Here is a 24,599-nt window from a genome sequence, read left to right on the forward strand (position 1 = left end):
ACATCGCTACCGCATGGACCGGGGGGTTGCCACGATTGAAGCGAGAATCGCCGCGGCGGCCGATGGATGGCGTCTGGACCGCGCGCTCGCGGATGCCGTTCCGACGATGTCACGCGAACGGTTGAAGACGTTGATCGCCGCCGGTGCGGTATCGCAGGCGGGTCAAGCCTGGCGCGATTCTTCGAAAAAGGCGTCCGCCGGTCAGACCTTCGCGATCGCCGTGCCGCCACCGACGCCGCTGCATAACGAGGCGCAGGACATCCCGCTCGTCATCGCCTATGAAGACGAGCATCTGATCGTCGTCGACAAACAGGCGGGTCTGGTCGTGCATCCTGCAGCAGGCAATTTCGACGGCACGCTCGTCAACGCGCTGCTTCACCATTGCGCAGGGAATTTGTCGGGGATCGGTGGGGTCGCGCGTCCGGGCATCGTCCACCGGATCGACAAGGATACCTCCGGGTTGATGATCGCCGCGAAGAGCGACCGCGCGCACGAGGGACTGGCCAAGCAGTTCCACGATCACAGCATCGACCGCCGCTACCGCGCGATCGTCGGCGGGATCCCGCGCCCTTCCTCAGGAACCGTCGATGCCCCGCTGGCGCGCAGTCCGCAAAACCGGAAGAAGATCGCGATCGTCCAAGGCGGCAAACGCGCCGTCACGCATTTCACGACACTGCAACCGCTTCGCGATGCCGCGCTGGTCGAGTGTCGGCTCGAAACGGGTCGCACGCATCAGGTGCGCGTCCACATGGCCTCGATCGGGCACGCCTTGCTCGGCGACCCGGTCTACGGTAGAAACCGGCCCGGTCAGAAGACGCTGCTCGAAACGCTTGGTTTCCGCCGTCAGGCCTTGCACGCCGCGTATCTCGGGTTCATCCATCCTATAAATAGTAACGCTTTGGCGTTCGAAAGCAGGATGCCTGCGGACATGCAGGAACTGTTCAGCGAGCTTCACGTATAGATATCGGACCCTGCCGCAGTGCGGTATGGTTTCGCAGAAAGGGAAGACTACCATGGCAGCCCGCTCCAACGTTCCAGCGACGATACCTGCGCTCGGCAGCGAGGCGGGTCTCAATCGCTATCTCGCCGAGATCAAGAAATTTCCCATCCTGCAACCCGAGCAGGAATATATGCTCGCCAAGCGGTTCCAGGAGCATGGCGACACCGATGCTGCGGCGCAGCTCGTGACGTCGCATCTCCGTCTCGTGGCGAAGATCGCCATGGGTTATCGTGGCTACGGCCTGCCCACCTCCGAGTTGATCTCTGAGGGCAATATCGGCCTGATGCAGGGCGTGAAGAAATTCGAGCCGGAGCGCGGCTTCCGCCTCGCGACTTATGCGATGTGGTGGATCCGCGCGTCGATTCAGGAATATATCCTGCGCAGCTGGTCGCTCGTGAAGATGGGGACCACCGCAGCGCAAAAAAAGCTGTTCTTCAATCTGCGCCGGATGAAGAGCCGCCTCGATGCATTCGAGGACGGTGATCTGCGCCCTGAGCACGTGACGAAGATCGCCACCGATCTCGGTGTCGCCGAGACCGACGTCGTCAGCATGAACCGCCGCATGGCGATGGGTGGTGACACCTCGCTCAACGTCCCGATGCGCGAGGACGGCGAAGGTCAGTGGCAGGATTGGCTGCAGGATGACGCACCGCTCCAGGACAAGATCGTTGCCGACGCACAGGAGGCCGACGTCCGCCACTCGATGCTGGTTTCCGCGATGGACGACCTCAACGATCGTGAACAGCATATCCTGACCGAACGCCGCTTGACGGACGATCCTAAGACACTCGAGGAATTGTCTCAGGTCTATGGCGTCTCGCGCGAGCGAGTCCGCCAGATCGAAGTTCGCGCGTTCGAGAAGCTGCAAAAGGCTATGATGCGCATTGCCGGCGAAAAGCGCCTGCTCGCCGCTTGACGCCGTGCGCACCGTCGTCATCGGCGGCGGTGCGGCCGGTATTGCGGCGGCGCGGACGCTGCATGACGCCGCGCATGATGTGTTGCTGGTCGAGGCGAGCGACCGCCTTGGTGGTCGGGCGCATAGTCTTTCAATAGACGCGTTATTGAGCCGCGAGAGCAGTGAGGCAGAGGCGAATCCTGTCCCTGCGGGGTCTAATGTCGATGCCGGTTGCGGGTGGCTCCACTCTGCGCAGCGCAACCCATGGACCGCGATTGCGGAGCTTTCGGGTTTCAGCGTCGACCGGTCGGACGCGAACTGGCGCACGCAATGGCGTAACCTCAGTTTTTCGCCCGAAGAGCAGGCGTCTTCGTCTACCGCCTATCAGGAATGGAACGCCCGCGCATTGGCGGCAGTCGACGGTCCCGACCGCGCCCTGTCCGAGCTTGTCGGTGTGAACGATCCGTGGCGGCCGAGGATCGACGCGATCTCAGGCTATGCGAATGGCGCCAGCCTGTCGCAGGTGTCGCTCCATGACTGGGCTGCGTATGAAAATGCGGCTTCGGACGATAATTGGACCGTCAAGCAAGGCTATGGCACGCTTGTCGCCAGTCACGCTGTCGGTCTGCCGATCCGTCTCACTACGCCGGTCACCCGTATCAACCATGGCGGTCGGCGGATCAGGCTCGACACGCCGTCCGGGACGATCGCTGCGGATCATGTCATCGTCTGCGTGCCCACCACCGTGCTGGCCAAGTCACAGATCAGGTTCGACCCGCCCTTGCCTGACAAGCATGCCGCCGCCACCGACCTCCCGCTCGGTTTAGCCGACAAGGTGTTCCTGCATGTCGATCGACCGGAATGGCCGGCGAATGCGCATCTCGTCGGCAACCCCTATGCTGCGTGCACCGCCAGCCACCGCCTGTCGCCGTTCGGCTGGCCGATCGTCGAAAGCTTCTTCGGCGGCGACTGCGCGGAGATGCTGGAGGATGGCGATGCCGCGGCGTTCGCGATCGACGAACTCGTTGCCCTGCTCGGCAGCGACTGGCGCCGTCGCTTCACGCCGCTCGCCGCGACGCGCTGGCGCCGAGAGCCGTGGATCGGTGGTAGCTACAGCCATGCGCGGATCGGGTGCGCTGGCCAGCGTGCGGTGCTTGCCGCGCCGGTCGACGGCCGGATCTTCTTCGCCGGCGAGGCCTGTCACCGTGAGGATTTCTCTACGGCGCACGGCGCATATGAAACCGGCGTCGCGGCGGCGCGGGCGATCATTGGCGGGGGCGCGGTGATCGCATAAGGAGCGGCGATGGGCCTTATCCGCATCCTCGCCAAATTCGCGTTCGTCTTCGTCGTCGTGACGGTCGCCTGGGTCGGCCTGTACCGGGTCGTTCCGCCGCCCTTCACCTTCACGATGATGGGCGACCTACTGTCGGGGCATACGGTGACGGCGGACTGGATGCCGTTGTCGGAGATGGATCCCGACATGGCGCGCGCCGCGATTGCGGGCGAGGATTCGGGGTTCTGTTCGCACAGCGGCTTCGACTTCAAGGCGATTGCCGGGGCGGCGGCGCGCAATGCGCAGGGTGGGCGGATCCGTGGCGGGTCGACGATCAGCCAGCAGACCGCGAAAAACGCGTTCCTGTTCCAGGGCGGCGGCTATGTCCGTAAGGCGTTCGAGGCGTATTTCACCGTCCTGATCGAGACGCTGTGGCCGAAGCGGCGGATCATGGAGGTGTATCTCAACATCGCCGAGACCGGGATCGGCACCTATGGCGCCAATGCCGGGGCGATCCGGTATTTCAACCATGATGCGTCGCGGCTGTCGGCGACCGAGGCGGGACGGATCGCGGCGGTGCTGCCGCTGCCGAAGAAGCGGGCGGCGATCGCGCCGCGCGGTTTCGTCCGCCGCCACGGCAACACGCTGTCGCGCCGCGTCTCGACGGTCCGCACCCAGGGGCTCGACGGCTGCCTCCGCTAGGGACCGGCAGCCGCCGCACCCGGCAGATCAGAACGGCAGCTTGAAGCCCGGCGGGAGCTGCAGGCCGCTGGTCATCTTGGACATTTCGGTGCCCGACACCGCATCGGCCTTGGCGCGGGCATCGTTGAACGCGGCGGTCAGCAGATCCTCGAGCATCTGCTTCTCGCCGACCTGCATCAGCGAATCGTCGATCGCGATGCCGATGATCCGGCCCTTGGCGGACGCCTTGACCTTGACCAGCCCGCCGCCCGACGCGCCCTCGACCTCGATCGTGTCAAGATTGGCCTGCGCCTTTTCGAGTTCGGTCTGGACGTTCTGCGCCATGGCAAGGATTTCGTCGATATTCTTCATGCGTTGCTCCTTTGACCCGGCCACGATTCAAGCTTGGCGTCGGGAAACGCTGCCACCGCGGCCTTCATGATGGGGGATTCGAGTATGGCCTGCTTCACCGCCTCGTCGGCGGCGTCCTGCGCCTCGCGCAGCGTCGGTTCGCCCGGCGCGTCGACGATCGACACCTTCCAGGCAGTCCGCGTGACCGACTTCAGCAGCGTGCCGAGCTCGGCCAGCGTGTCGGCCGAGACCGGCCGGCTGCCGGAGAGCGCGAATTCGGGCGGCGCATAGGAGACGATCCGCGCGCCGTGACGCAGCCGCGCGGCGATCGCCAGCCCGCCCGAATCGTCGAGCAGATCGACCAGAGCCGCGAAGGTCGGCGGCAGGATCGGTCCGGTGTCGACGGGTGCCGGCGGAGCGGACGCCCCCGCCCCGGCCCAGGGCGGCGCTTCGCCGGAGGATGCGGGAGCCGGCGCCGGTGCCTGCGTCGACGCGGCGGCGGGCGCAGCGGGTGCCGGAGCGCCGGCGAGCTGCCGCGCGAGTTCGCCGGGATCGGGCAGCGTCGATGCGTATATCGTCCGCAGCAGCGCCATCTCCGCCGCCTCGATCGGCAGGACTGCCTTGGCGACCTCGTCATGGCCCTTGAGGAACAGCTGCCAGAGGCGATGCAGCGCGGGGTAGGACAGATTGGCGGCCCACTCCTCGCGCGCGGTGCGCTCTTCCGCGGGCTGCGCGGCGTCGGCCGGCGTCCCGACCTTGGTCAGCGTGATGCCGTGAACGGTTTCGAGCAGTGACCGGAGCACCGACAGCGGATCGACGCCATAGTCATATTGCCGCCGCAGCGAGGCGAGCGCCCCCGCCCCGTCGCCCGCCAGGATCAGTCCGAGCAGGTCGCGCACCGCGCCGCGATCGGACAGGCCGAGCATCTGCCGCACCGCGTCCGCGGTGACGCCGCCACCTTCGAGCCCGGCATGCGCGATCGCCTGGTCGAGGATCGACAGGCCGTCGCGCGCGGACCCTTCCGCGGCGCGTGCGATCAGCATCAGCGCCTCGGGCTCGGCGACGACGCCCTCTTCGGTCGACACCCAGGCGAAGTGCCTGGCGAGCTGTTCCGCCGAGATGCGGCGCAGGTCGAAGCGCTGGCAGCGCGACAGGACCGTCACCGGCACCTTGTTCACTTCGGTCGTCGCGAACAGGAACTTCACATGCGCGGGCGGTTCCTCCAGCGTTTTCAGAAGCGCGTTGAACGCGTTCTTCGACAGCATGTGGACTTCGTCGATGATGTAGATCTTGAAGCGCGCGGTGACCGCCGAATAGCGCGACGCGTCGATGATCTCGCGGACGTCGTCGACGCCGGTATGGCTCGCGGCGTCCATCTCGATCACGTCGATATGGCGGCCCTCGGCGATCGCGCGGCAGGGTTCGCAGACGCCGCACGGGTCGATCGTCGGACCACCCTGCCCGTCCGGACCGATGCAATTGAGCGCCTTGGCGATCAGGCGCGCGGTCGACGTCTTGCCGACCCCGCGCACGCCGGTCATCAGAAAGGCATGCGCCAGCCGGTCGCGCTTGATCGCGTTGCCGAGCGTCTGGACCATCGCGTCCTGCCCGATAAGCTCGGAAAAGGTCTGCGGGCGGTATTTGCGCGCGAGCACGCGGTACGCGACATCCGCCTTAGCAGCCGGCTGCGGCGGTTCGCCCAGGTCGAAGGAATCTGACATTGCGGTCGTCATAGCGGCTGTCGGGTCCGGTGTCGAAGGGCATGGCCGGGACCGCGAATGTTGCGAATGTTGAGACGATAGCGCGATTCAACATTGGGCGTCGGGTCGACATCGGGCGTCGTCGCGGTGCAGCGCGAGGTCGGGATGCGGCCGTTCGGGACGGCGTATCGAGGGCCGGAACTGGGAACGATCTGGGCCATGGTGCGGCGTACCACAAACGCGGGCAGATTTACAGCGAAATGGAACGTTTCGGGAACGTCTTTGCGAAAGCTGTTTGGGATCAGGGGTTTGGCGGCGAAGGTAGGGGCGCCACGGCGACGCCGTGTCGTCAGACGGCGCTGTGCGCCGCTGGCCGCGCTCACATTTGCTTGCAAATGTTCGCGGTGGGAGCCGGGACGACCCGGGGCGAAATCGTTGTGGCTGCTTCCTTCCGGATCTGACCAAGTTGGCGACGACCCCGTCCGCCCGACTCCCGCTGCGCATATGGCGGGGTCGGACGGGATGATCAAGCCGCTTTACGGCCTGATCCTGGGGAAGGCCCGTTCTTAGCGGTTGACGCGAACCGTGCGGCAGACGCGCTGGCGATGATGGTTGCGGACCACGTTGCGGCAGACCTGACGCGTGCGCGTACGATGACGGACGCCGGGACGGTTGTCGTTGTGACGGACGACGGTCCGCTCATGGACGACGGTGCGCTGTGCGGATGCCTCGGCGGCGAAGCCGACGGGCGCGAGGCCGGTGAGCGCAACGAGACCGGCGGCGGCGAGGGTAAACAACTTCATGGAAAGTCTCCTGAGCGGTCTGGATTCGCGTGAATCCCATAACCTATGTTAGCAAACTCGCGCCGCCTCATTACGGTTCCGTATCAACGACGGAAACAGCGGCGAACCGGGCCGTAATAGCCGCGCTGGATCCGGCACACGACGCGCGAGCGGCCATAGCCACGCGGCCCGCCATAGCCGTAATGCGCGCGATAGCCGCCGTGGTGCCCGCGATAGCCGCCGCGATATCCATCCCGGTACCCGCCCCGGTAGCCGCCCCGGTAACCGCCATCCCGATAGCCGTCATAGCGATGGCGCGGGCCATGCCAGCCGCGGTCATGATGCCCGCCGCCGCGCGGCCCGTCCCAGCCGTAACGCTGTGCGTCCGCGGGGGCCGCTGCGACCAGGGTACCGGCGGCCAGGGCGCCAGCGGCGAAGAAAGCGATGATCCTCATGAGAGCTACTCCACTCGAGCCCCGGGCAGCGGGGCTGTATCAATGCCCCGTATACTGGGGCGGTGGGGGCTTGATCGCCGAACCGCCGTGGCTCGACGCTGAACCGGCCGTTGTCATTCTGTAAGGTTCGCTTGGTCGGTCAGCCGGGGATGCGCACCGTCAGTCCGTCGAGCGCCTCGGTCAGGCGGATCTGGCAGGCGAGCCGGCTGGTCCGGGTCGCGCCGGGGGCGAGATCGAGCATGTCCTCCTCGTCCGCGCTCGCCGGCGGCAACCGGGCGACATCGGCGGCGTCGACGATGACATGGCAGGTCGCGCAGGCAAGCTGGCCCTCGCACGTGCCCTCGAGCGGCTGGCCGTCCGCCTGGGCGGCGTCGAGCAGCCGGTCGCCGGGGGTGGCGGCGACGCTGCGCATGCTGCCGTCGCGGGCGATGAAGTGGACAATCATGGGAAGCGGACGATCATGGCCATTGCCCTTCCGCCGCGGCCGCGATCGCGTCGATCGCGGCGGCGAGGTCTGTTTCGGTGGTGTAGCGGCCGAAGCCGAGGCGGATGCTCGACCGGGCCTGGGTCTCGCTCAGCCCGATCGCGCGGAGCACATGGCTCGACCGCCCCGACCCGCTCGCACAGGCCGAGCCTGCGGAAAAGGCGATGTCGCGCAGGTCGGACATCAGCCGGTTCACGTCGAGCCCCTCGCGCCGCACGTTGAGATTGCCGTGATAGCGCGGGTCGGTGGCGCCGTTGATCGTCCAGCCGGGGCCGAGCCGGTCGCGGGCGAGCGCCCAGAGGCGCTCGACATGCGCGGCGTCCTGGTCCCTGCGGTCGGCCATCAGTTGCGCGGCGACGCCGAAGCCGGCGCACAGGGCGGGCGACAGCGTGCCCGAACGGCCGGGCGCTTCCTGCCCGCCGCCGTGCATGAGCGGAGCGAGCGTGACGCCGTCGCGGATCCACAGCGCGCCGATGCCCTTGGGACCGTGGATCTTGTGCGCGGAGATTGCGATCAGGTCGACGGTGTCGGGGATTGCTACGCGGCCATAGCCCTGGACCGCGTCGACCAGCATCAGCGCGCCGGCGGCGTGCGCGGCCTCGGCAAGCGCGGCGATCGGCTGGATCACGCCGATCTCGTTGTTGACGAGCATCGCGGCGACGACGCCTGCGCCGGATGGGACGCTGTCGACGATCCCGTCTGCGCCGACCGGCAGGATCGTCACGTCGCGCCCCTGCGCTGCTTCCGCCGCCGCGGTGTCGAGGACGGCGGCGTGTTCGGTGGCGAGCGTCGTGATCGGCCCGGCGGTGCCCTTGATCGCCCAGTTCAGCGCCTCGGTCGCGCCGCTGGTGAAGGCGATGCGGCCACCGGGGGGGAGCAGCGCCGCGACCTGATCGCGCGCCAGCTCGACCGCGGCCTTCGCGCGGCGGCCTTCGCGGTGGGGCGAATGCGGGTTGGCATGCTGCGATTCGAGCCAGGGGAGCATCGCGGCGAGCGCCTCGGGCGCGAGCGGGGTGGTCGCCTGGTAATCGAGATAGCTCATGCGGCCGCCCTGATGTCGCGGGCGATGCGCGTCCAGGCCTCGGCGAAGCGCGCGACGTCGTCGGCGGTGGTGGTCCAGCCGAAGCTGACGCGGACGACCTGCGCGGCGGCGTCGGCGGGATAGCCCATCGCGGCGAGGACATGGCTCGGCCGCATGCTGCCCGACGAACAGGCGCTGCCCGCCGAGACCGCGAACCCGGCCATGTCGAGGCGGATCAGCTGCGCCGCCGCGCCGACGCCGGGCATCCGGTAGGAGGCGATGGTCGGGATGCGGGGGCTGGCCTGCGCGACGATCTCGCCGCCATGTGCGAGGATCGCGGCGTCAAGTTCGGCGCGCAGCTCGGCGAGCGGCGCGAACCAGTCGCGCGGGGCTTCGAGTGCGGCGGCGAAGCCGAGCGCGCCGGGGAGATTCTCGGTCCCGCCGCGATAGCCGCGCTCCTGCCCGCCGGTCGGATCGAGCAGGCCGAGGTCGCGGACGAGCAGCGCGCCGATCCCGGGCGGGCCGCCGAGCTTGTGCGCGGAGACGATGATGAGGTCCGCGTCGGGGAGCGGGAGCTTGCCGGCGGTCTGCGCGCAATCGGCGATGCGGGGGGTGGCGGTCGCGGGCTGGAGGACGCCGGTTTCGCTGTTGGCGGACTGGAGCGCGGTCCAGTCCCGCCCCTCGGTCCTGACGATGCCGCCCGCATCGACGTCGAGCATGACCGGGCGGTCCGCCGCGCGCAGGACCGCGTCATGCTCGACCGCGGCCACGCCGATGCCCGGCCGGCCGCGCAGCGCGAGGCTTGCGGATTCGCTCGCGCCGCTGGTCAGGATCACGTGGTGCGGCCAGTCGAGCGCCTGCGCGATCCGGCGCCGCGCATCCTCCAGCGCTGCCCGTGCCGCGCGCCCCTCGGCATGCGGCGAGGACGGGTTCGCCCAGCGCGCCATGCCCTCCATCACCGCCGCGACGGCCTCCGGACGCATCGGCGTCGTGGCGGCGTGATCGAGGTAGATGCGGGGTTCGTTACGGGACAGGGTCGGTTCCAATTGCGAAAAGGGGTGCATTACCTATATAGCGCGCATCGTCCGGCACTCCACCCGAGTGCGTATCCCAGCTCGCGAGTGCCCATGCCAGAAGTCATTTTTCCCGGTCCCGAAGGCCGTCTCGAAGGTCGTTTTGCGCCGGGTCCGCGTCCGCGCGCGCCCGTTGCGATGATCCTCCACCCGCACCCGTCGGCGGGCGGCACGATGAACAACGCGATCGTGCAGCAGCTCTACAAGACCTTCCAGCGGCGCGGCTTTGCGACGCTGCGGTTCAACTTCCGCGGTGTCGGCAAGAGCCAGGGCGTGTTCGACAACGGCGTCGGCGAGCTCTCCGATGCGGCGAGCGCGCTCGACTGGGTGCAGAGCTTCCATCCCGAGGCGCAGACGACCTGGATCGCGGGCGTCAGCTTCGGTGCGTGGATCGGCATGCAGCTGCTGATGCGTCGCCCCGAGATCCGCGGCTTCATCTCGATCGCGCCGCCTGCCAATCTGTACGACTTCACGTTCCTGGCACCCTGCCCGTCGAGCGGCATCATCATCCAGGGCGAGGGCGACGAGGTCGCGACGCCGGGTGCGACGCAGAAGCTGGTCGACAAGCTGCGCACGCAGAAGCACATCACCATCCATCACGACACGATCCCGAAGGCGAACCACTTTTTCGAGCACGAGATGCCCGAGCTGATGGGGTCGGTGGACAAGTATCTCGACATGCGGCTGGATCCGAATTCGCCGATCCGGTGAGCCTAAGCCCTTCTCCCCTCGGGGGAGAAGGTGGCGCGTTAGCGCCGGATGAGGGCACGCTGCGAGCGTTGCGCTTCACAACGTGCCCTCACCCTCCCACCGCTGCGCGGCGGGCCCCTCCCTCTCCCCCGGGGGGAGAGGGGTTAGAGGGTCCAGATTGCTACGTTGGCGAGCAGTACCCCGGCCATTACGAGCATGAGTATGCCCTTGCGGCGGTCGTGGTTCTTCACGATCAGCGTGATGCCGGCGATCAGGCAGGCGAACATGCCGAGCATGGCGATGGCGGGCGCGGCGGCGGCGATGGCGGTCAGGGCGGCGGTCATGCGCCAGCGTTACGCCGAGCCGCGCCGATAGGGAAACCGGACGTGCCGCATTGACTTGATCGTCCGCGAAAATAGCATGGCCCCCGTCCCTTCCGGACCTGGGAGCCGCCATGCCGATCCTGATCGCCCTGCTCGTCGCGCAGGCCGCACCCACGCCCCCTGCCCCCGCGAATTGCCGCTATGACGAGGCGGCGATGCTCGCGCTCGACGAACGCGCGTTCGACCAGACACCGACCAGCGGCTGGCGACCACTCGCCGCGGCGGGATGCGATCTGGTCGCGGCGGATGCGATCGCGGCGTGGCGAGCGAGCCATGCGGGCGATCCGCGTACGGCGGGCCTGCTCAACTGGCACGAGGGACAGTTGCGCGCCAATGCCGGCCAGACCGCGCCCGCGATCGCGCTGTTCGAGGCCGCGCGCAAACCGCTGCCTGAGGATATGGGGTTCGGCTGGAACCTGTATGTCGACGGCAGCATCGCCTTTCTGCGCCGAGATCTGGCGGGCCTCGATACCGCCCGCGCCAAGCTCGCCGCACTCCCCCGGCCGGCGGGCTATGCCCCGGTCGGCGTCGACGGCAAGCCGCGCGCCTATGCCTGGCCGATGAACCTCAATATCCTCGACGGCTTCGTCGCCTGCTGGAACCGCGGCTACAAACAGGCCTATGCCTGCGCGAAGCCCGCGGTCCGCACGCTGCCGCCCGCGACCGGCTGAGATCAGCCCGCCAGCACCGCCGCATAGGCGGCGCGGTCGACATTGCCGCCTGACAGGATGACGAGCAGCCCGGGCTCGGGATGCACCTTGCCCGCCAGTAACGCCGCGAGCGCGACCGCGCCGCCGGGTTCGATCACCAGCCGCAACCGTTCCGCCGCCCAGCGCTGCGCCGCCGCGGTCTCCGCCTCGCTGACCGCGACGCCGGTCGCATCGCGGCGCGACAGGACGTCGAAGGTCAGCGGCGACACGCGCTGCGTCTGGAGCGAATCGCACGCGGTCGGCGGCGGGTTCGGCCCGACCGGCTCGATCCACGACGCTTCGAGCGACCGCCGCATGTCGTCCCACCCCTCGGGCTCGACCACCGTGATCGCCGCGTCCTTGACCGCGAGCGCGACCCCCGCCGCAAGCCCGCCGCCACCACACGGGACGACGATGCGGGACGGTGAACCCAGCCCCAGCGCCGCCATCTGCGCATGCGCCTCGATCCCCGCGCTGCCCTGCCCCTCGATGATCCACGGATCGTCGAAGCTCGGCACCAAAGTCGCGCCGCGTGCCTTGGCGAGCCGTGCGGCGATCGCCTCGCGGCTTTCGGTCGCGCGGTCATAGGCGACGACCTCCGCGCCGAGCGCCAGCGTCGCATCGCGCTTCGTGCGCGGCGCGTCCGACGGCATGACGATCGTCGCGGCGATGCCGAGTCGCCGCGCCGCCCAGGCCACACCCTGCGCATGATTGCCCGAAGAGAAGGCGACGACGCCGCGCGCCCGCGTGGCCTCGGGAATCGCGGTCAGCCGATGCCAGGCGCCGCGAATCTTGAACGCGCCGACCGGTTGCAGCGATTCCGCCTTGAACGCGACCGCTATCCCCCGGATTTCGGCCACGAACAGCGGCGTCGGCGGCAGGATGCGCGCGATCTTCTCTGCCGCGTCACGGACCCCGGCCCGTGTCGGCTGTCGCAAAATCGTCACACGTCGTCTCCTGTGGTGCAGATGCTATTTACATGGGGGGCGTGCGCCCCTAAATCGCGCTTCCGCTGCCCCATGGGACTTCCAACCGCAAGGCAGTGTTTTCGTAATTTGTCTCAGGACATTGGAGGTCCCTTGAATTGGTCAAGCATCATATCGCGCTGGGGTTAGCGAAAGCCCATTCGACCGCCGACACTCCCTTCATCGGGGGCGGCATCGACATCGCTAAGGGGCGCCCGGTCAATCCGGTCACGCTCGTTCGTCCGCACGCTGCTGCGCGCGCCGCTCGGTTCTTCGTCGAGAAGTTCCCGGGTCGCTCGATGTATGCGGTGAAGGCGAATCCATCTCCCGAACTCCTGCAGATCCTGTGGGACAATGGCATCACGCATTACGACGTGGCGTCGATCGCAGAAGTGCGCCTGGTCGCGCGGACGCTGCCCGAGGCGACCCTGTGCTTCATGCACCCGGTCAAGGCCGAGGAAGCGATCGCCGAGGCGTATTTCACGCACGGCGTCCGCACCTTCAGCCTCGACAGCCTGGAAGAGCTGGACAAGGTCGTGCGCGCCACCCGCGAAGCCACCGACCTGACGCTGTGCGTCCGGCTGCGCGTGTCGTCCGAGCATTCGAAGCTCAGCCTCGCGTCGAAGTTCGGTGCCGCACCGCATGAAGCCAAGGAACTGCTGTTCGCGGCCCGCCAGGCGGCGGACGCACTGGGCATCTGCTTCCATGTCGGCAGCCAGGCGATGACGCCGGAAGCCTATTCGAACGCGATGGAGCGCGTCCGCGCGGCGATCGTCGAGGCGGCGGTCACGGTCGACGTGATCGACGTCGGCGGCGGCTTCCCGTCCTCCTATCCGGGGATGGAGCCTCCTCCGCTCGAGCGCTTCTTCGAGACGATCCACCGTGCGTTCGAATCGCTGCCCGTCAGCTATTCGTCCGAGCTGTGGTGCGAGCCCGGCCGGGCGCTGTGCGCGGAATATTCGTCGATCATCGTGCGCGTCGAAAAGCGCCGCGGGACCGAGCTGTACATCAACGACGGCGCTTATGGTGCGCTGTTCGATGCGGCGCATATCGGCTGGCGCTTCCCGGTCGAGCTGCTCCGCGAGCCGGACAGCCGTGCCAAGGACATGGAGTTCAGCTTCTATGGTCCGACGTGCGACGACATGGATCACATGGCCGGGCCGTTCCTGCTGCCCGCCGACATCCAGGCCGGCGACTATATCGAGATCGGCATGCTCGGCGCGTACGGCTCGGCGATGCGGACCGCGTTCAACGGGTTCGGATCGGACGAGACGGTGATCGTCACCGACGAGCCGATGGTCTCGCTGTACGACGAACGGTACCAGGACCTCGCGTCCAACGTCGTCACGCTGTAACCACTAGCTATTATTTCTACCGTCATTCCCGCGCAGGCGGGAATCCATAAACGCTATCGGCGCGGCTCGACCTAGCCCCCGAGTTTATGGATCCCCGCCTGCGCGGGGATGACGACGTTTGAGGATGATGACCATGACCGAAGACACCCGCATCGACGCGCAGCGCAAGGCTGAGCTCCTGTCCACCACCGTCGAGCATATCGACATCACAAGCTTCGACGCGCGGCCGATCGTCGACGCGATGAAGAAGATGTCGTTCACCAGCCGCGACCTCGGCCGCGCGACCGACATCTACAACCAGATGCTCGCCGACAAGGACTGCACGATCTTCCTCGTGATCGCGGGCTCGACGAGCGCCGGCGGTTGCATGGACCTCTATGCCGAGCTGCTGCGCAACAACATGATCGACGGCATCGTCGCGACCGGCGCGACGATCGTCGACATGGATTTCTTCGAGGGCCTCGGCCACAAGCATTATCAGGCCTTGGAAGTGCCGCACGACGACGTGCTGCGCTCGCTGATGATCGACCGGATCTACGACACCTATATCGACGAGGAAGAGCTCCAGCACGTCGACCACACGATCTTCGAGATCGCCGAGACGCTGGAACCCCGCCCTTATTCGAGCCGCGAGTTCATCCGCGAGATGGGCAAGTACCTCGTCGAGCACGGCAAGAAGGAGAACAGCCTCGTCAAGCTCGCCTATGAGCATGACGTGCCGATCTTCTGCCCGGCGTTCGTCGACAGCTCGGCCGGCTTCGGTCTGGTCAAGCACCAGGTCGATGCCGCGAAGGCGGGCAAGCCGTACATGGTCCTCGACGCGATCGCGGATTTCCGCGAGCTGACCGAGATCAAGATCAAGGCGGGCACCACCGGCCTGCTGATGATCGGTGGCGGCGTGCCGAAGAACTTCATCCAGGACACCGTGGTGTGCGCCGAGATCCTCGGCCACGACGACGTCCAGGTCCACAAGTACGCAGTGCAGATCACGGTCGCCGACGTGCGCGACGGTGCGTGCTCGTCGTCGACGCTGCAGGAGGCGGCGTCGTGGGGCAAGGTCAACACCGGCATCGAGCAGATGGTGTTCGCCGAAGCGGGTTCGGTCATGCCGCTGCTCGCGTCGGACGCGTATCATCGTGGCCTGTGGAAGGACCGTCCGGTCCGCAAGTGGGGCGCGAGCTTCGACAAGGCCTGAGACGGGCGCGCTGATCCTTCCCCGCAAGGGGGAGGATTCTGCGATTGCTCCCGGTGCGCGATTAATGCAGCCTCCTCCGGGGAACCGGGGGAGGCTTTTTCATGCATGACGACCTGATCCACAGCGAGATCCTGCGGCCGATGGTCGCGCTGATCGCCTGGACGCTGGTGATGCTGCTCTGGATGCTGGCGACCCGCCTGCCCGCGATGAAGGCGGCGGGGGTCGATCTCAGCCAGCTCGTCGGCACCCGCGCCGCCGATGCGGACCGCTCGCTGCCCGCCAGTGCGCAGTGGAAGGCGCACAACTACAACCATCTGATGGAACAGCCGACGCTGTTCTACGCGGTGTGTGCGGTGCTTGCGCTCAGCCATACCGGCGACGGGGTCAACGCGTGGATCGCCTGGGCCTATGTCGGCTTGCGGGTCGCGCACAGCATCGCGCAGGCGACGACCAACCGGGTGCAGACGCGGTTCATCCTGTTCCTGCTGTCGAGCCTCGCGCTGATCGCGCTCACGTTGCACGCGGCGATAGCAGTATTCTGACGGGACCATTGCCGGCGATGCGTGTCGATCGCCCCTTCCCCTGCGCGATCGGGATCGGCTAGCTACCGCGCCATGACCTTCGACCGCCGAACCTTGCTCGCCCTGCCGCTCGCGGCCGGGATCGCCCCCGCCGCCCTGCTCTCCGACGCCGCCGGCCAGTCCGCGACGAACGGGAGCGCCAATCGAGGCGCGCGGCTCGCCGGCGATCCGATCTGGCCGCCCGCCGAGCGGTTCGCGCTGTGGCCCGGCATCCCCGCCGGCGCGCCGACCCCGCTGCCGCGCCCGCGCCCGATGATCACCGGACGCCCGGGCGGCTACCGCGACGTGCAGATGCGCGGCGTCGTCCAGCCCGAGGTCGGCGTGTTCCGCGCCGCCCGCCCCGATGGCCGTGCGGTGCTGGTCTGCCCCGGCGGCGGCTACTCGATCACCTCGCTGCGCAACGAGGGGATCGACGTCGCACGGGTGCTGAACGGCTTCGGTATCACGGTGTTCGTGCTCAGCTACCGGCTGCCGGGCGAAGGCTGGGCGGACCGCGCCAACGTGCCGCTGTCCGACGTGCAGCGCGCGATGCGGCTGATCCGCGCCAATGCGCGGCGCTATGCGATCAACCCCGAGACGCTGGGCGTGCTCGGCTTCTCGGCGGGCGGGCATCTCGCCGGGTCGCTCGAGATCCATCATGGGCTCGAGGTCTATCGCCCGGTCGATGCCGCGGACCGGCTGTCGGCGCGGCCCGCCTTTGCCGGGCTGATGTACGCGGTGTCGAACATGGATCCGGGGCGCAGCCATGGCGGCTCGCGGGCGCAGCTGCTCGGCCCCAATCCCGATCCGGCGATGCAGGCGCGCTATGCGATCGACCGCAATCTGCGCAGCGGCGACGCGCCGCTGTTCCTGGTCCATGCCGAGGATGACGACACGGTGCCGGTCGCCAACAGCCTCGACATGCTCGCCGCCGCGCGCCGCGTCGACATTCCGGTCGAGGCGCATATCCTGCGGCGTGGGCGCCACGGCTTCGGCACGCGCCTGCCCGCGAGTTCGCCGGGTTCGCTCTGGCCGCAGTTGTTCGACCGCTGGATGCGCGAGGCGATCGGGCCCGAAGCGCCGCTCTGACGGCGGGTGTGTGTGCCCCCTCCGTTCGCCCTGAGCGAAGTCGAAGGGCAGGCCGCGAACGCTGGCGCCGGGCCTAGCCGAACACCCGCTTCAGCGACCGTTCGAGCATCATCAGCTGCCACAGCGTGCGGCCATGCTCGGCACGTCCGCCGCGATGCGCCTCGGCGAGCGCGGTGATCGCGGCCATGTCGAACCAGCCCGTCTCGGCGAGCATCCGCGATGATCCGAGCGCGCTCGCCTCGCCCGCCAGCGCGCCGCGGAACCACGCGCTGATCGGCGTCACGAAGCCCATTTTCGGGCGATAGAGGATCTCCTTCGGCAGATAAGGCTCCATCGCCTTCTTCATCAGCCATTTGCCCTCGCCGTGACGCAGCCGCATGCCGACGGGCAATGTCGCGCAGAACTCGACCAGCCGGTGGTCGAGCAACGGTTCGCGCGCCTCAAGCCCGACCGCCATGCTGGTGCGGTCGACCTTGGTCAGGATGTCGCCGGGCAGCCAGTGCTTGAGATCGGCATATTGCGCGCGGTCGATCGCGTCGCGCGCGGGCGCATTGGCCATCGTCGCGACATAGCGTTCCTCCGCGCGGTAGCCGCCCAGCGCCGCCTGCGCGGCGCCCGAGAACAGCCGCGCGCGCACCTCTGGCGTCGTGACGCCGACCGAGCGGGCATAGGCCTCGCCGCCGCCTGCCGCGAGCGCGAGCAGGGTCGATTTGGCGCGGAACGGTCGCGGTGCCCAGTCGGCCTTGGGGTAATGCCGGCCGAGTACGCCGAATATCTGCGTCCTGAGATGCGCGGGGAGCAGGCCGCGCACGCGCTCCTCCGCGGCCTGGAAGCGGTAGCGGCGATAGCCCGCCAGCGCCTCGTCTGCGCCGTCGCCCGACAGCGCGACCGTCACCCGCTCGCGGGCCAGTGCGCAGACCTGATAGGTGGCGAGCGCGGATCCGTCTGCGAACGGTTCGTCGAACGCGGCGACCAGCGTGTCGATCAGCGCGACATCGTCGGGATCGACGACCCGCTCGGCATGATCGGTCGCGAAGCGGCGTGCGATCGTCGTCGCATGGGTGCGCTCGTCATGCCCCGCCTCGTCGAAACCGATCGTGCAGGTCCGGACCGCGCGCGGACTCGCCTCCGCCATCAGCGCGACCACCGCCGAGCTGTCGACCCCGCCCGACAGGAACGCGCCGAGCGGCACGTCGGCGACCATCCGCGACCGCACGCCCGCGCGCATCCGATCGACCAGTTCCTCGCCCAGCGCCTTGGTGGAGCCGGTCGCGCGGTTGGAGAAGTCGACGTCCCACCAGCGGCGCGGCGCGGGCATGCCGCGCCCGCGCTCGATCAGCAGGAAATGCCCCGCGGCGAGCTTCTTAACCCCTGCGACCAGGCAGGCGTCGTCGGGGACGTAGCCGAGCGCCATGTAATCCTCGACCGCGGACAGATCGGGCGCGCGCCGCACCAGCGGGTTGGCGAGCAGGCCCTTCAGCTCGGAGGCGAAGGCGACCGACCCGTCCGCCAGCTCGACATAATGAAGCGGCTTCACCCCCAGCCGGTCGCGCGCGAGGAACAGCGCGCGGGCGCCCGCATCGTGGATCGCGAAGGCGAACATGCCGTTCAGCCGGTCGAGCATCGACGGCCCCCAGGCGCGCCAGCCGTGGAGCAGCACCTCGGTATCACCCGCGGTGCGGAAGCGCGCGCCGGCCGCGATCAGGTCGGCGCGAAGCTCGGCGAAATTGTAGATCTCGCCATTGTAGCTGATCGTCAGGTCGCCGTCGGACATCGGCTGCGGCGAGCCTTCGAGGTCGATGATCGACAGCCGGCGATGCCCCAGCCCGACGCCCGGCGCGGTCCAGATGCCGTCGCCATCGGGACCACGATGCGCGAGCGCGGCGATCATCGCCTGGATGCGGTTCGGATCGACCGGCTTTGGCGTGCCCGGGTGAAAGATCCCGGCAATCCCGCACATTCAGCGCAGGCCCGCGGCGTGATCGGCGACCGTGCCGACCGGTCCGAGCGCGGCAAGGAAGCGCGCCATCGGTCGCGGATCGCCACCCTCGACCGACAGATGCACCGCAACCGCGCGCTGCGGTCCGCCGAACAGCCGCGCCTTCATCGTCTCGATCTTCACGATCATCCCGTCATCGGTGGTAGCATCGCCGACCCGGTACCACGTCGCGACGATGCGCTCCACGGGTCCCGGCGCGGTAATCCGCATCGCCGAACCGCGTGCACCCGCGGCGTCCGCGACCGGGGGCAGGTCCGCGACGCGGACCCAGCGATCCTCCTCGCGCAGCACACCCGTGCCGAACGCAATCAGCTCGTGCCCGTCGCCCTGCCGCCCGAATACCGCGACCGCCATGTCGACGGTCGCGCCCGAGGCGTCGGCATAGCGGCCGAACAGATAATGGTCCGCGCCCGGATACCAGGGCATCCACGCCGCGCGCACGCTGACATCGACGCGGTGCCAGCCCGGCACGTCGGGCAGCGCGATCTGCGCGGGCAGCGCCTGCCGCCGCCCGGCGATGGCCGTGCTCCACGCCGGAAACGCCGATGCGACCGCCAGCACGAGCAGCGTGATGACGGCGAGATCGCCGCGATAGCGCGGCGTCGTTTGCAGACGCGTCGGATCGAAGGCGGGATCGTCGGGCGCGCGGTCGAACCAGCGCCAGCCGATCGCCAGCACCGCCGCCATCACGAGCGCGAAGAACAGCCAGCCATAGACGATGTGGTCGAGCCCCGTCGCCGCCTCGACCGAGGTCAGCTCGGCCGCCCAGATCGTCCCGAACGCACGAAACCCGTTGGCGACGACCGGCACGACCACTGACACGACAAGGAACACCGCGCGGCGCCGCCACGACACGAAACAGACATTGGCGACGAGCACCCCGAACGCGACCATCGCGATCACGAACTTGGCGCCCGAGCACGCCTCCGCCACCTCGAAATAATAGCGGCCGGCATGGATCAGCACGCCGTCGACGATCGCGGGCACGCCGACCAGATGCAGCAGCGGCATGACGATCGCGACGGTCACCGCCTGCAAGGGCGGCTCGATCCCCTCGCCGAAGGGCACGAGGAACAGCGCATAGCCGAGCGGAAACAGCAATCCGCGCGCGACATTGGGGCCGAGGATCGCGACGACCGCGCCCTGCAGCATCAGTACCAGCCCCAGTTGCCGCGCGAGATTGACCGAGGCCGCGTCGCCCATCAGCCACCCTGCCCCGCCGACCGCGACCAGCGCTAGCCCCGGCCACCAGCCGACCGGCCTCAGCTGCGCGAGCGCGCCACGCCGCTGCCACACCAGCCAGGCGATCACCGGGGCGATGAACAGACAGTGGCCGAAGGTCGTGCTGGTCCACCAGATCGTCGTCAGATCGGCGACGTCGCGGCGGAACAGCGCGAGCAGCAGGATCGCCGCGATGCCGAGCGCGAGCAGATGCCGGGGCCAGGACGTCGCGGGGCGATCGATCACGATGGGGACCGGCTGCCATCGACTCCGAACAGCGCATCGAGCGGTGCGAGCCGTGCGTCCCAGCCATAGCGTCGCAGCACCTGCGCGCGCGCCGCCCGGCCCAGCTCTGCCGCGTCGGCGGGGGCGTCGAGCAGCGCGAGGACCTGCGCGGCGAAGTCTTGCGCGTCCGCCGCGACGCGGATCGTGCCGGCGTGGTCGATGCCCTCCGCCGCCGCCGCCGAGGCGACGACCGGCCGCGCCATCGCCATCGCCTCCAGCACCTTGTTCTGGATGCCGCGGGCGAGCTTCAGCGGGGCGACGCAGACATCGGCCGCGGCGAGCCATCCGCGCACGTCGTCGACCGCGCCGGTGACGATCACCGCGTCGCCTGCCAGCGCCTGCACCGCCGGGGTCGGGGTGCGGCCGACGATCGCGAACCGGGCTGTCGGGTGGCGCGTGCGGATCCGGGGGAGGATGTCGCGGGCGAACCACGTTACGGCCTCGATATTGGGGCGGTAGTCCATCTGGCCGGTGAAGACGATCAGCGGGTCTGCATGCGCGCTGCCGATGACCAGCCCACTCTTCACCTCCCCGGCGGAGGTCGGGGTCCAGTTGGGCGACGTTGATGGCGACGGACTGTCCGCTGTTATCGCGGCCTTTCCAACTGGGCCCCGGCCTTCGCCGGGGTGGTGGGATGGGGTTGCGGCCTGCCCGCCATGCGCAGCCGGGTCGGTCGCCCTGCCTTTCACCTCCCCGGCGGAGGCCGGGGTCCAGTTGGGGGACGTTGATGGCGACGGACTGTCCGTTGTCACTGCGACCTTTCCACCTGGGCCCCGGCCTTCGCCGGGGTGGTGGGATGGGGGTGCCGCCTGCCCAGCCTGCCCTGCCTGCCCTGCCTTCTCAGCCTGCGCAGCCGGATCGAACGTGACCGAGTCGATGCCGTTCTCGACCGCGAGGATGCGTCCGGTGGCGCCGCCGGTGCGGAACAGGGCGGCTTCGGCTTCGCTGACGAACAGGCTTGCGGAGACCCTCGCCGCGATCTCCCGCTCGAAGGCCCCTAACAGCCGTGCCTCGCGGCGCATCATCCAGCGCATCGGGCCGCGGGAGTCGTCCGCGAAGCCTGCGAACTTGGCGGAGTCCATGTCGACGAAATCCATGACCACGGGTGGCCCGTCATCGGGGAGGTACTGCGCCATCTGGCCCGAGAAACAGTAGATGCCGTCGACGCGTGGCAGGATGCGGTCGACCGCGGCCTGCATGGGGGGAGAAGCGAACGCCGTCAGCGAGACGGGCTTGCCGGTGGCCAGCGCCTCGAGTCCGGCGCGCGCCTGCGACTTGCCGCGTGGCAGGATCGTGCAGCTCGCCAGCATGTCCGTGAAGGCGGCGGGTGGATCGAGGTCCGCCGGGTCGTCGGCAAACGCGACGAGATGAACGCGCATGCGTGTGCTGAGATAGCGGAGGACGTGGAAGCTGCGGATCTTGTCGCCGCGATCGGGCGGGAACGGCACCCGGTGCGCCAGGAACAGCAGGTCGCTCACCCCAGACCCCGGGAGATCCACGGCCCGGCGAGATTGGCCGCCCAGAGCGGCATCTTCTTCCAGCTGCGCACCATCAGCGCATATCTGGGGTTGAGCGGATTGACCTCGCGCGCGGGCCCGTCGCTGCGCTTGGCGTAGAGCCGCGGCATGGGCGTGAAGCCCCAATTCTTCTTGAACGCGGCCGCGCCGGTGCCGGTCTTCGACCGTCCGAAGTCGAACCGCGTGCAGCCGCGCGCGCGGGCATGCGCCATCAGCGCGAAATACATCCGGTCGTTCGCGCGCAGGCCGCGCGCCGCCTCGGTCCCGCCGCCCCAATAGGGATAGACGGTCCCGCGGTGATAGAGGCTGAGCACGCTCGCGACCGCGCGGCCGCGGTGGCGGACGGTCAGTATGTCGGCGTCCATCGTCTCGACGACCGAGCGGAAGAGCCGCGCGGGAAAGACCGGCGTCCCCAGATTGCGCACCGATTCGGCATAGACGCGGTAATGCTCGGCGAGCATTGCGCGGTCGCGGCCGGTCGCGATGGCGAGATCGAGGCCGAGCGCGCGCCGCACCTCGGCGCGCTGCTTGCGCGGGATGGCGAGGAGCTCCGCATCGTTATCCGCCGCCAGATCGCGCGCGAACCCCAGATAGCTGTCCGCGTCGCTGTCCCACCCCGCGGGCACCGCGCCACCGCGAAGCTCGACCGACGGGCAGCCGAGCCGCTGCGCCAGATCCCAGGCCGCCGCGGCGAGCGGCTCGACCGCGACATCGCCGAGCACGCCGCCATCGACCGCGAACCCCGCCGAGACGAGCGCGCGCCCGAACAGCGGCGATCGCATCTCGGTCAGCGGCAGCACGCCGGTGATCGTGCCGCCCCGCTCCGCGACCAGATAGCGTGCGCGCTGGCCGCAACCGCGCGCGACCGCGATGCTCCACGCGGGCAGGTGGAACGGCGTCGCCGCCGCCGTCGCATCGACGAACGCCGCGATCCGCGCGCACTCGTCCGCGTCGGCGAGATCTGCCTCGCGCACGGTGGCCGTGGTCACCGCAGCCGACCCGCCTCGACCGCGACCGCGGCATCGACGCGGCCCCAGTCATGCCGGCCGAGCAGTCCGCGCAACTTGCCCGCCATCGCGCCAAGCCGCGAATATTGCCGGATCTTCGAGCGCAAGGGTGCCGCCGCGACGCGCGGCTGGGCGGGATCGATCTCCCAGGGGTGGAAATAGAACATCGCCGGGTGGTCGGCGGCGTTCACCTGGCGGACCGCGAAATCCATCAGCGCGGCGGGCAGCAGCCGGAAGAAGCCGCCCCCCGTGGCGACGCGGCGCGTACCGAACTGCGCGACGGTGACGGGCACTTCGACCAATGCGCTGTCGGGCAGCGGGCGGAAGGCGAAGCGCGGTGCGTCGCGCCATCCATAATGGTCGTGCGCGAGCGGTGCGACGCTCGACGAATAGGCATAGCCCGCTTCGGCCAGCACGGCGTGTGCCCAGGGCGTGCGCTGGTCGATCGAGAAGCTCGGCGCGCGGTAGCCGGTGACACGCTGCCCCGCCGCATCCTCGATCGCCGCGCGCGCGCGCGCGAGGTCGGCGCGGAACAGGCCTGCATCCATGGTGAAGACGCGCTGGTGATCCCAGCCATGGCTCGCGATCTCGTGCCCGGCATCGACGATCCGGCGGATCAGTGCGGGATAGCGGTGCGCGACCCAGCCGAGCGTGAAGAAGGTCGCGTGCACGCCGCTTTCGGCGAACAGCGCGAGCACCGCATCGGTGTTCGCCTCGACGCGCGGCTGGAGGCCGTCCCAGTCCGCCTTGTCGATCACCGTCTCGAACGCGCCTACCTGGAACCAGTCCTCGACATCGACCGACATGCCGTTGCGGATCGGGCCGGCCGTTACCGCCGTCGTCACCGGATCACGCCGCGTCGTGCCAGTGCGACGCGCCGCGGATCGGCTTGTAATCGGGCCTAGGCTCGTCGCCCTCGACCCACTCGACGAGCAAGGTCAGGACACGGCGCAGCGCCTGGTCCTGCTGCTCGACGCGCGCCTCGAGCATCGCGAGCCGGTCGAGGACCGCAGGGTCGGTGGCGGGGTCGGTGGCGGGATCGGGCGTGGCGCGGGGCTTTGCCGTGGGTTCGGGGGCAGGCTCGGGCGTGGGCGTCGTCGCAAGTGTCGGCAGGTCCGCGGTCAGGTCGCTCTGCACGGCGCGGACGACGGCGCCGTCGATGACACGCAGATCCTCGATCGCGGCATAGAGCATGACGCGTCCCGCCAGCATGTTGAGGCGGCGGGGGATGCCGTCCGACCCGTCGAACAACGCGGCAACCGCGTCGTCGGTGAACGCCGGATTGCCCTCCCACCCGACCACCGACAGGCGGTGCGCGATATAGTCGGCGACCTCATGCGGCTCCATCGGATCGAGATGGTGGATCGCGATCACCCGCTGGCGGAGCTGTTCGAGCCCGTCGGAGCCGTGGAGCCGGTCGCGGAATTCGGGCTGGCCGAGCAGCAGGATCTGCAGCAGCGCATGGCCGGCGGTCTGGAAGTTGGACAGCATCCGCAGTTCCTCGAGCGCGGACACGGGCAGCGCCTGCGCCTCGTCGACGATCAGCAGCGTGCGCTTGCCGGTCCGCGCGACGGCGTGCAGCCCGCGTTCGATCGCGGTGAGCAGCTGTGCCTTTTCGAGCCCCGCCGGGTCGACACCGAGCGCGGTCGCGACGATCCGCAGCAGGTCGCTCGCCTCGATCGCGGTCGACACCAGCCGGATCGCGTTCAGGCTCTGATGGTCGATCGTGTCCATCAGATGCCCGACCAGCGTGGTCTTGCCCGCGCCGATATCGCCGGTCATGACGATGAAGCCCTCGCCCTGCGCCAGACCATAGCCGAGATACGCCATCGCCTTGCGATGCGTCCCCGATTCGAACCAGAATCGGGGGTCGGGGGTGAGCTGGAACGGGCGTCCCGTCAGTCCGTAATGTTCGTCGTACATCTGCCA

The 24,599-nt window shown here is 68.8% G+C and carries 25 protein-coding genes and 1 other RNA gene; 10 read left to right on the plus strand and 16 right to left on the minus strand.

The genetic code is table 11. The annotated features are described in order from the left end of the window. Nucleotides 1-13: 13 nt before the first annotated feature. From IFT87_RS01010 to mtgA, 4 genes are read left to right on the plus strand one after another with little or no spacing between them, the layout of a single operon-like run. Nucleotides 14-961 carry an RluA family pseudouridine synthase gene (locus IFT87_RS01010; protein ID WP_031439679.1) on the plus strand — a complete coding sequence of 316 codons (948 nt, stop codon included), beginning with the start codon at nucleotides 14-16 and terminating at the stop codon, nucleotides 959-961. Between the two features lie 52 nt (nucleotides 962-1,013). Next, on the plus strand, nucleotides 1,014-1,916 hold the full coding sequence (gene rpoH, locus IFT87_RS01015; protein WP_031396358.1) for an RNA polymerase sigma factor RpoH: 903 nt from the start codon (nucleotides 1,014-1,016) through the stop codon (nucleotides 1,914-1,916). Nucleotides 1,917-1,920: 4 nt separating this feature from the next. Continuing rightward, on the plus strand, nucleotides 1,921-3,189 hold the full coding sequence (locus tag IFT87_RS01020; RefSeq protein ID WP_037528542.1) for a flavin monoamine oxidase family protein: 1,269 nt from the start codon (nucleotides 1,921-1,923) through the stop codon (nucleotides 3,187-3,189). 9 nt (nucleotides 3,190-3,198) lie between these two features. Further along, nucleotides 3,199-3,870, plus strand: coding sequence for a monofunctional biosynthetic peptidoglycan transglycosylase (gene mtgA / locus IFT87_RS01025; protein ID WP_192007209.1), 672 nt, complete (start codon nucleotides 3,199-3,201; stop codon nucleotides 3,868-3,870). A 27-nt stretch (nucleotides 3,871-3,897) separates the two neighbouring features. Here mtgA and IFT87_RS01030 read toward each other — a convergent pair whose 3' ends face one another. The 8 genes from IFT87_RS01030 to IFT87_RS01065 all read right to left on the minus strand — a co-directional run bounded on the left by IFT87_RS01030 (nucleotide 3,898) and on the right by IFT87_RS01065 (nucleotide 9,706). Next, on the minus strand, nucleotides 3,898-4,221 hold the full coding sequence (locus tag IFT87_RS01030; protein ID WP_031395321.1) for a YbaB/EbfC family nucleoid-associated protein: 324 nt from the start codon (nucleotides 4,219-4,221) through the stop codon (nucleotides 3,898-3,900). Next, the gene (locus tag IFT87_RS01035; RefSeq protein ID WP_192007210.1) at nucleotides 4,218-5,921 is read right to left on the minus strand and encodes a DNA polymerase III subunit gamma/tau; all 1,704 of its coding nucleotides are present in this window, start codon (nucleotides 5,919-5,921) and stop codon (nucleotides 4,218-4,220) included. The genes IFT87_RS01030 and IFT87_RS01035 overlap by 4 nt, the downstream gene beginning before the upstream one ends. Before the next feature lie 381 nt (nucleotides 5,922-6,302). After that, nucleotides 6,303-6,396, minus strand: an RNA gene (gene ffs, locus IFT87_RS01040) — signal recognition particle sRNA small type. Between the two features lie 70 nt (nucleotides 6,397-6,466). Beyond that, nucleotides 6,467-6,703, minus strand: coding sequence for a hypothetical protein (locus IFT87_RS01045; RefSeq protein WP_031441523.1), 237 nt, complete (start codon nucleotides 6,701-6,703; stop codon nucleotides 6,467-6,469). Nucleotides 6,704-6,786: 83 nt separating this feature from the next. After that, entirely contained in the window at nucleotides 6,787-7,137 is a 351-nt protein-coding gene (locus IFT87_RS01050; RefSeq protein WP_052380984.1) for a hypothetical protein, read from the minus strand. 139 nt (nucleotides 7,138-7,276) lie between these two features. Then, a complete protein-coding gene (locus IFT87_RS01055; protein WP_031441521.1) occupies nucleotides 7,277-7,582 on the minus strand; it encodes a 2Fe-2S iron-sulfur cluster-binding protein in 306 nt (101 codons plus the stop codon). A gap of 13 nt (nucleotides 7,583-7,595) precedes the next feature. After that, a complete protein-coding gene (locus IFT87_RS01060) occupies nucleotides 7,596-8,663 on the minus strand; it encodes a cysteine desulfurase family protein (protein ID WP_192007211.1) in 1,068 nt (355 codons plus the stop codon). After that, nucleotides 8,660-9,706 (minus strand): cysteine desulfurase family protein, encoded by a 1,047-nt coding sequence (locus IFT87_RS01065; protein WP_192007213.1) that lies wholly within the window; start codon nucleotides 9,704-9,706, stop codon nucleotides 8,660-8,662. Before IFT87_RS01065 ends, IFT87_RS01060 begins: the two co-directional genes overlap by 4 nt. A 63-nt stretch (nucleotides 9,707-9,769) precedes the next feature. Between IFT87_RS01065 and IFT87_RS01070 the strand changes: the two genes are divergently transcribed. After that, entirely contained in the window at nucleotides 9,770-10,426 is a 657-nt protein-coding gene (locus IFT87_RS01070; protein WP_031395613.1) for an alpha/beta hydrolase, read from the plus strand. 143 nt (nucleotides 10,427-10,569) lie between these two features. Here IFT87_RS01070 and IFT87_RS01075 read toward each other — a convergent pair whose 3' ends face one another. Then, complete coding sequence (locus IFT87_RS01075) at nucleotides 10,570-10,749, minus strand: hypothetical protein (RefSeq protein ID WP_037531082.1); 180 nt, start codon at nucleotides 10,747-10,749, stop codon at nucleotides 10,570-10,572. A 110-nt stretch (nucleotides 10,750-10,859) separates the two neighbouring features. On the opposite strand from IFT87_RS01075, the gene IFT87_RS01080 reads away from it, so the two are divergent. Further along, nucleotides 10,860-11,459: a hypothetical protein gene (locus IFT87_RS01080; RefSeq protein WP_197975088.1), complete on the plus strand. Its 600-nt coding sequence runs from the start codon at nucleotides 10,860-10,862 to the stop codon at nucleotides 11,457-11,459. 2 nt (nucleotides 11,460-11,461) lie between these two features. On the opposite strand, the gene IFT87_RS01085 is transcribed toward IFT87_RS01080, so the two are convergent. Continuing rightward, nucleotides 11,462-12,424 carry a threonine ammonia-lyase gene (locus IFT87_RS01085; RefSeq protein WP_037531084.1) on the minus strand — a complete coding sequence of 321 codons (963 nt, stop codon included), beginning with the start codon at nucleotides 12,422-12,424 and terminating at the stop codon, nucleotides 11,462-11,464. Nucleotides 12,425-12,561: 137 nt separating this feature from the next. Between IFT87_RS01085 and IFT87_RS01090 the strand changes: the two genes are divergently transcribed. From IFT87_RS01090 to IFT87_RS01105, 4 genes are all read left to right on the plus strand, one after another. Beyond that, nucleotides 12,562-13,797 carry a type III PLP-dependent enzyme gene (locus tag IFT87_RS01090; protein ID WP_037531086.1) on the plus strand — a complete coding sequence of 412 codons (1,236 nt, stop codon included), beginning with the start codon at nucleotides 12,562-12,564 and terminating at the stop codon, nucleotides 13,795-13,797. Between the two features lie 133 nt (nucleotides 13,798-13,930). Continuing rightward, nucleotides 13,931-14,992 carry a 1,9-bis(guanidino)-5-aza-nonane synthase gene (locus tag IFT87_RS01095; protein ID WP_031396469.1) on the plus strand — a complete coding sequence of 354 codons (1,062 nt, stop codon included), beginning with the start codon at nucleotides 13,931-13,933 and terminating at the stop codon, nucleotides 14,990-14,992. A gap of 116 nt (nucleotides 14,993-15,108) precedes the next feature. Further along, nucleotides 15,109-15,534 carry an MAPEG family protein gene (locus tag IFT87_RS01100; RefSeq protein ID WP_192007684.1) on the plus strand — a complete coding sequence of 142 codons (426 nt, stop codon included), beginning with the start codon at nucleotides 15,109-15,111 and terminating at the stop codon, nucleotides 15,532-15,534. A gap of 72 nt (nucleotides 15,535-15,606) precedes the next feature. After that, a complete protein-coding gene (locus tag IFT87_RS01105) occupies nucleotides 15,607-16,641 on the plus strand; it encodes an alpha/beta hydrolase (protein WP_192007215.1) in 1,035 nt (344 codons plus the stop codon). A 73-nt stretch (nucleotides 16,642-16,714) separates the two neighbouring features. On the opposite strand, the gene IFT87_RS01110 is transcribed toward IFT87_RS01105, so the two are convergent. The 6 genes from IFT87_RS01110 to IFT87_RS01135 are packed head-to-tail and all read right to left on the minus strand — an operon-like array spanning nucleotide 16,715 to nucleotide 24,593. Next, on the minus strand, nucleotides 16,715-18,601 hold the full coding sequence (locus IFT87_RS01110; protein WP_192007217.1) for an XrtA/PEP-CTERM system amidotransferase: 1,887 nt from the start codon (nucleotides 18,599-18,601) through the stop codon (nucleotides 16,715-16,717). After that, on the minus strand, nucleotides 18,602-20,107 hold the full coding sequence (gene xrtA, locus IFT87_RS01115; protein WP_342211111.1) for an exosortase A: 1,506 nt from the start codon (nucleotides 20,105-20,107) through the stop codon (nucleotides 18,602-18,604). Then, nucleotides 20,104-21,624, minus strand: a complete 1,521-nt coding sequence (locus tag IFT87_RS20245; protein WP_342211112.1) for a glycosyltransferase — start codon at nucleotides 21,622-21,624, stop codon at nucleotides 20,104-20,106. The genes xrtA and IFT87_RS20245 overlap by 4 nt, the downstream gene beginning before the upstream one ends. Continuing rightward, on the minus strand, nucleotides 21,621-22,652 hold the full coding sequence (locus IFT87_RS01125) for a FemAB family XrtA/PEP-CTERM system-associated protein (protein WP_192007219.1): 1,032 nt from the start codon (nucleotides 22,650-22,652) through the stop codon (nucleotides 21,621-21,623). Before IFT87_RS01125 ends, IFT87_RS20245 begins: the two co-directional genes overlap by 4 nt. Next, the gene (locus IFT87_RS01130) at nucleotides 22,649-23,476 is read right to left on the minus strand and encodes an XrtA system polysaccharide deacetylase (protein ID WP_192007689.1); all 828 of its coding nucleotides are present in this window, start codon (nucleotides 23,474-23,476) and stop codon (nucleotides 22,649-22,651) included. Before IFT87_RS01130 ends, IFT87_RS01125 begins: the two co-directional genes overlap by 4 nt. Before the next feature lie 43 nt (nucleotides 23,477-23,519). Then, complete coding sequence (locus IFT87_RS01135) at nucleotides 23,520-24,593, minus strand: ExeA family protein (protein ID WP_037532541.1); 1,074 nt, start codon at nucleotides 24,591-24,593, stop codon at nucleotides 23,520-23,522. Between the last annotated feature and the right edge of the window lie 6 nt (nucleotides 24,594-24,599).

Origin of the sequence: Sphingomonas sp. CFBP 8765 (assembly GCF_014841445.1) — a bacterium.
GTDB lineage: Bacteria > Pseudomonadota > Alphaproteobacteria > Sphingomonadales > Sphingomonadaceae > Sphingomonas > Sphingomonas aerolata.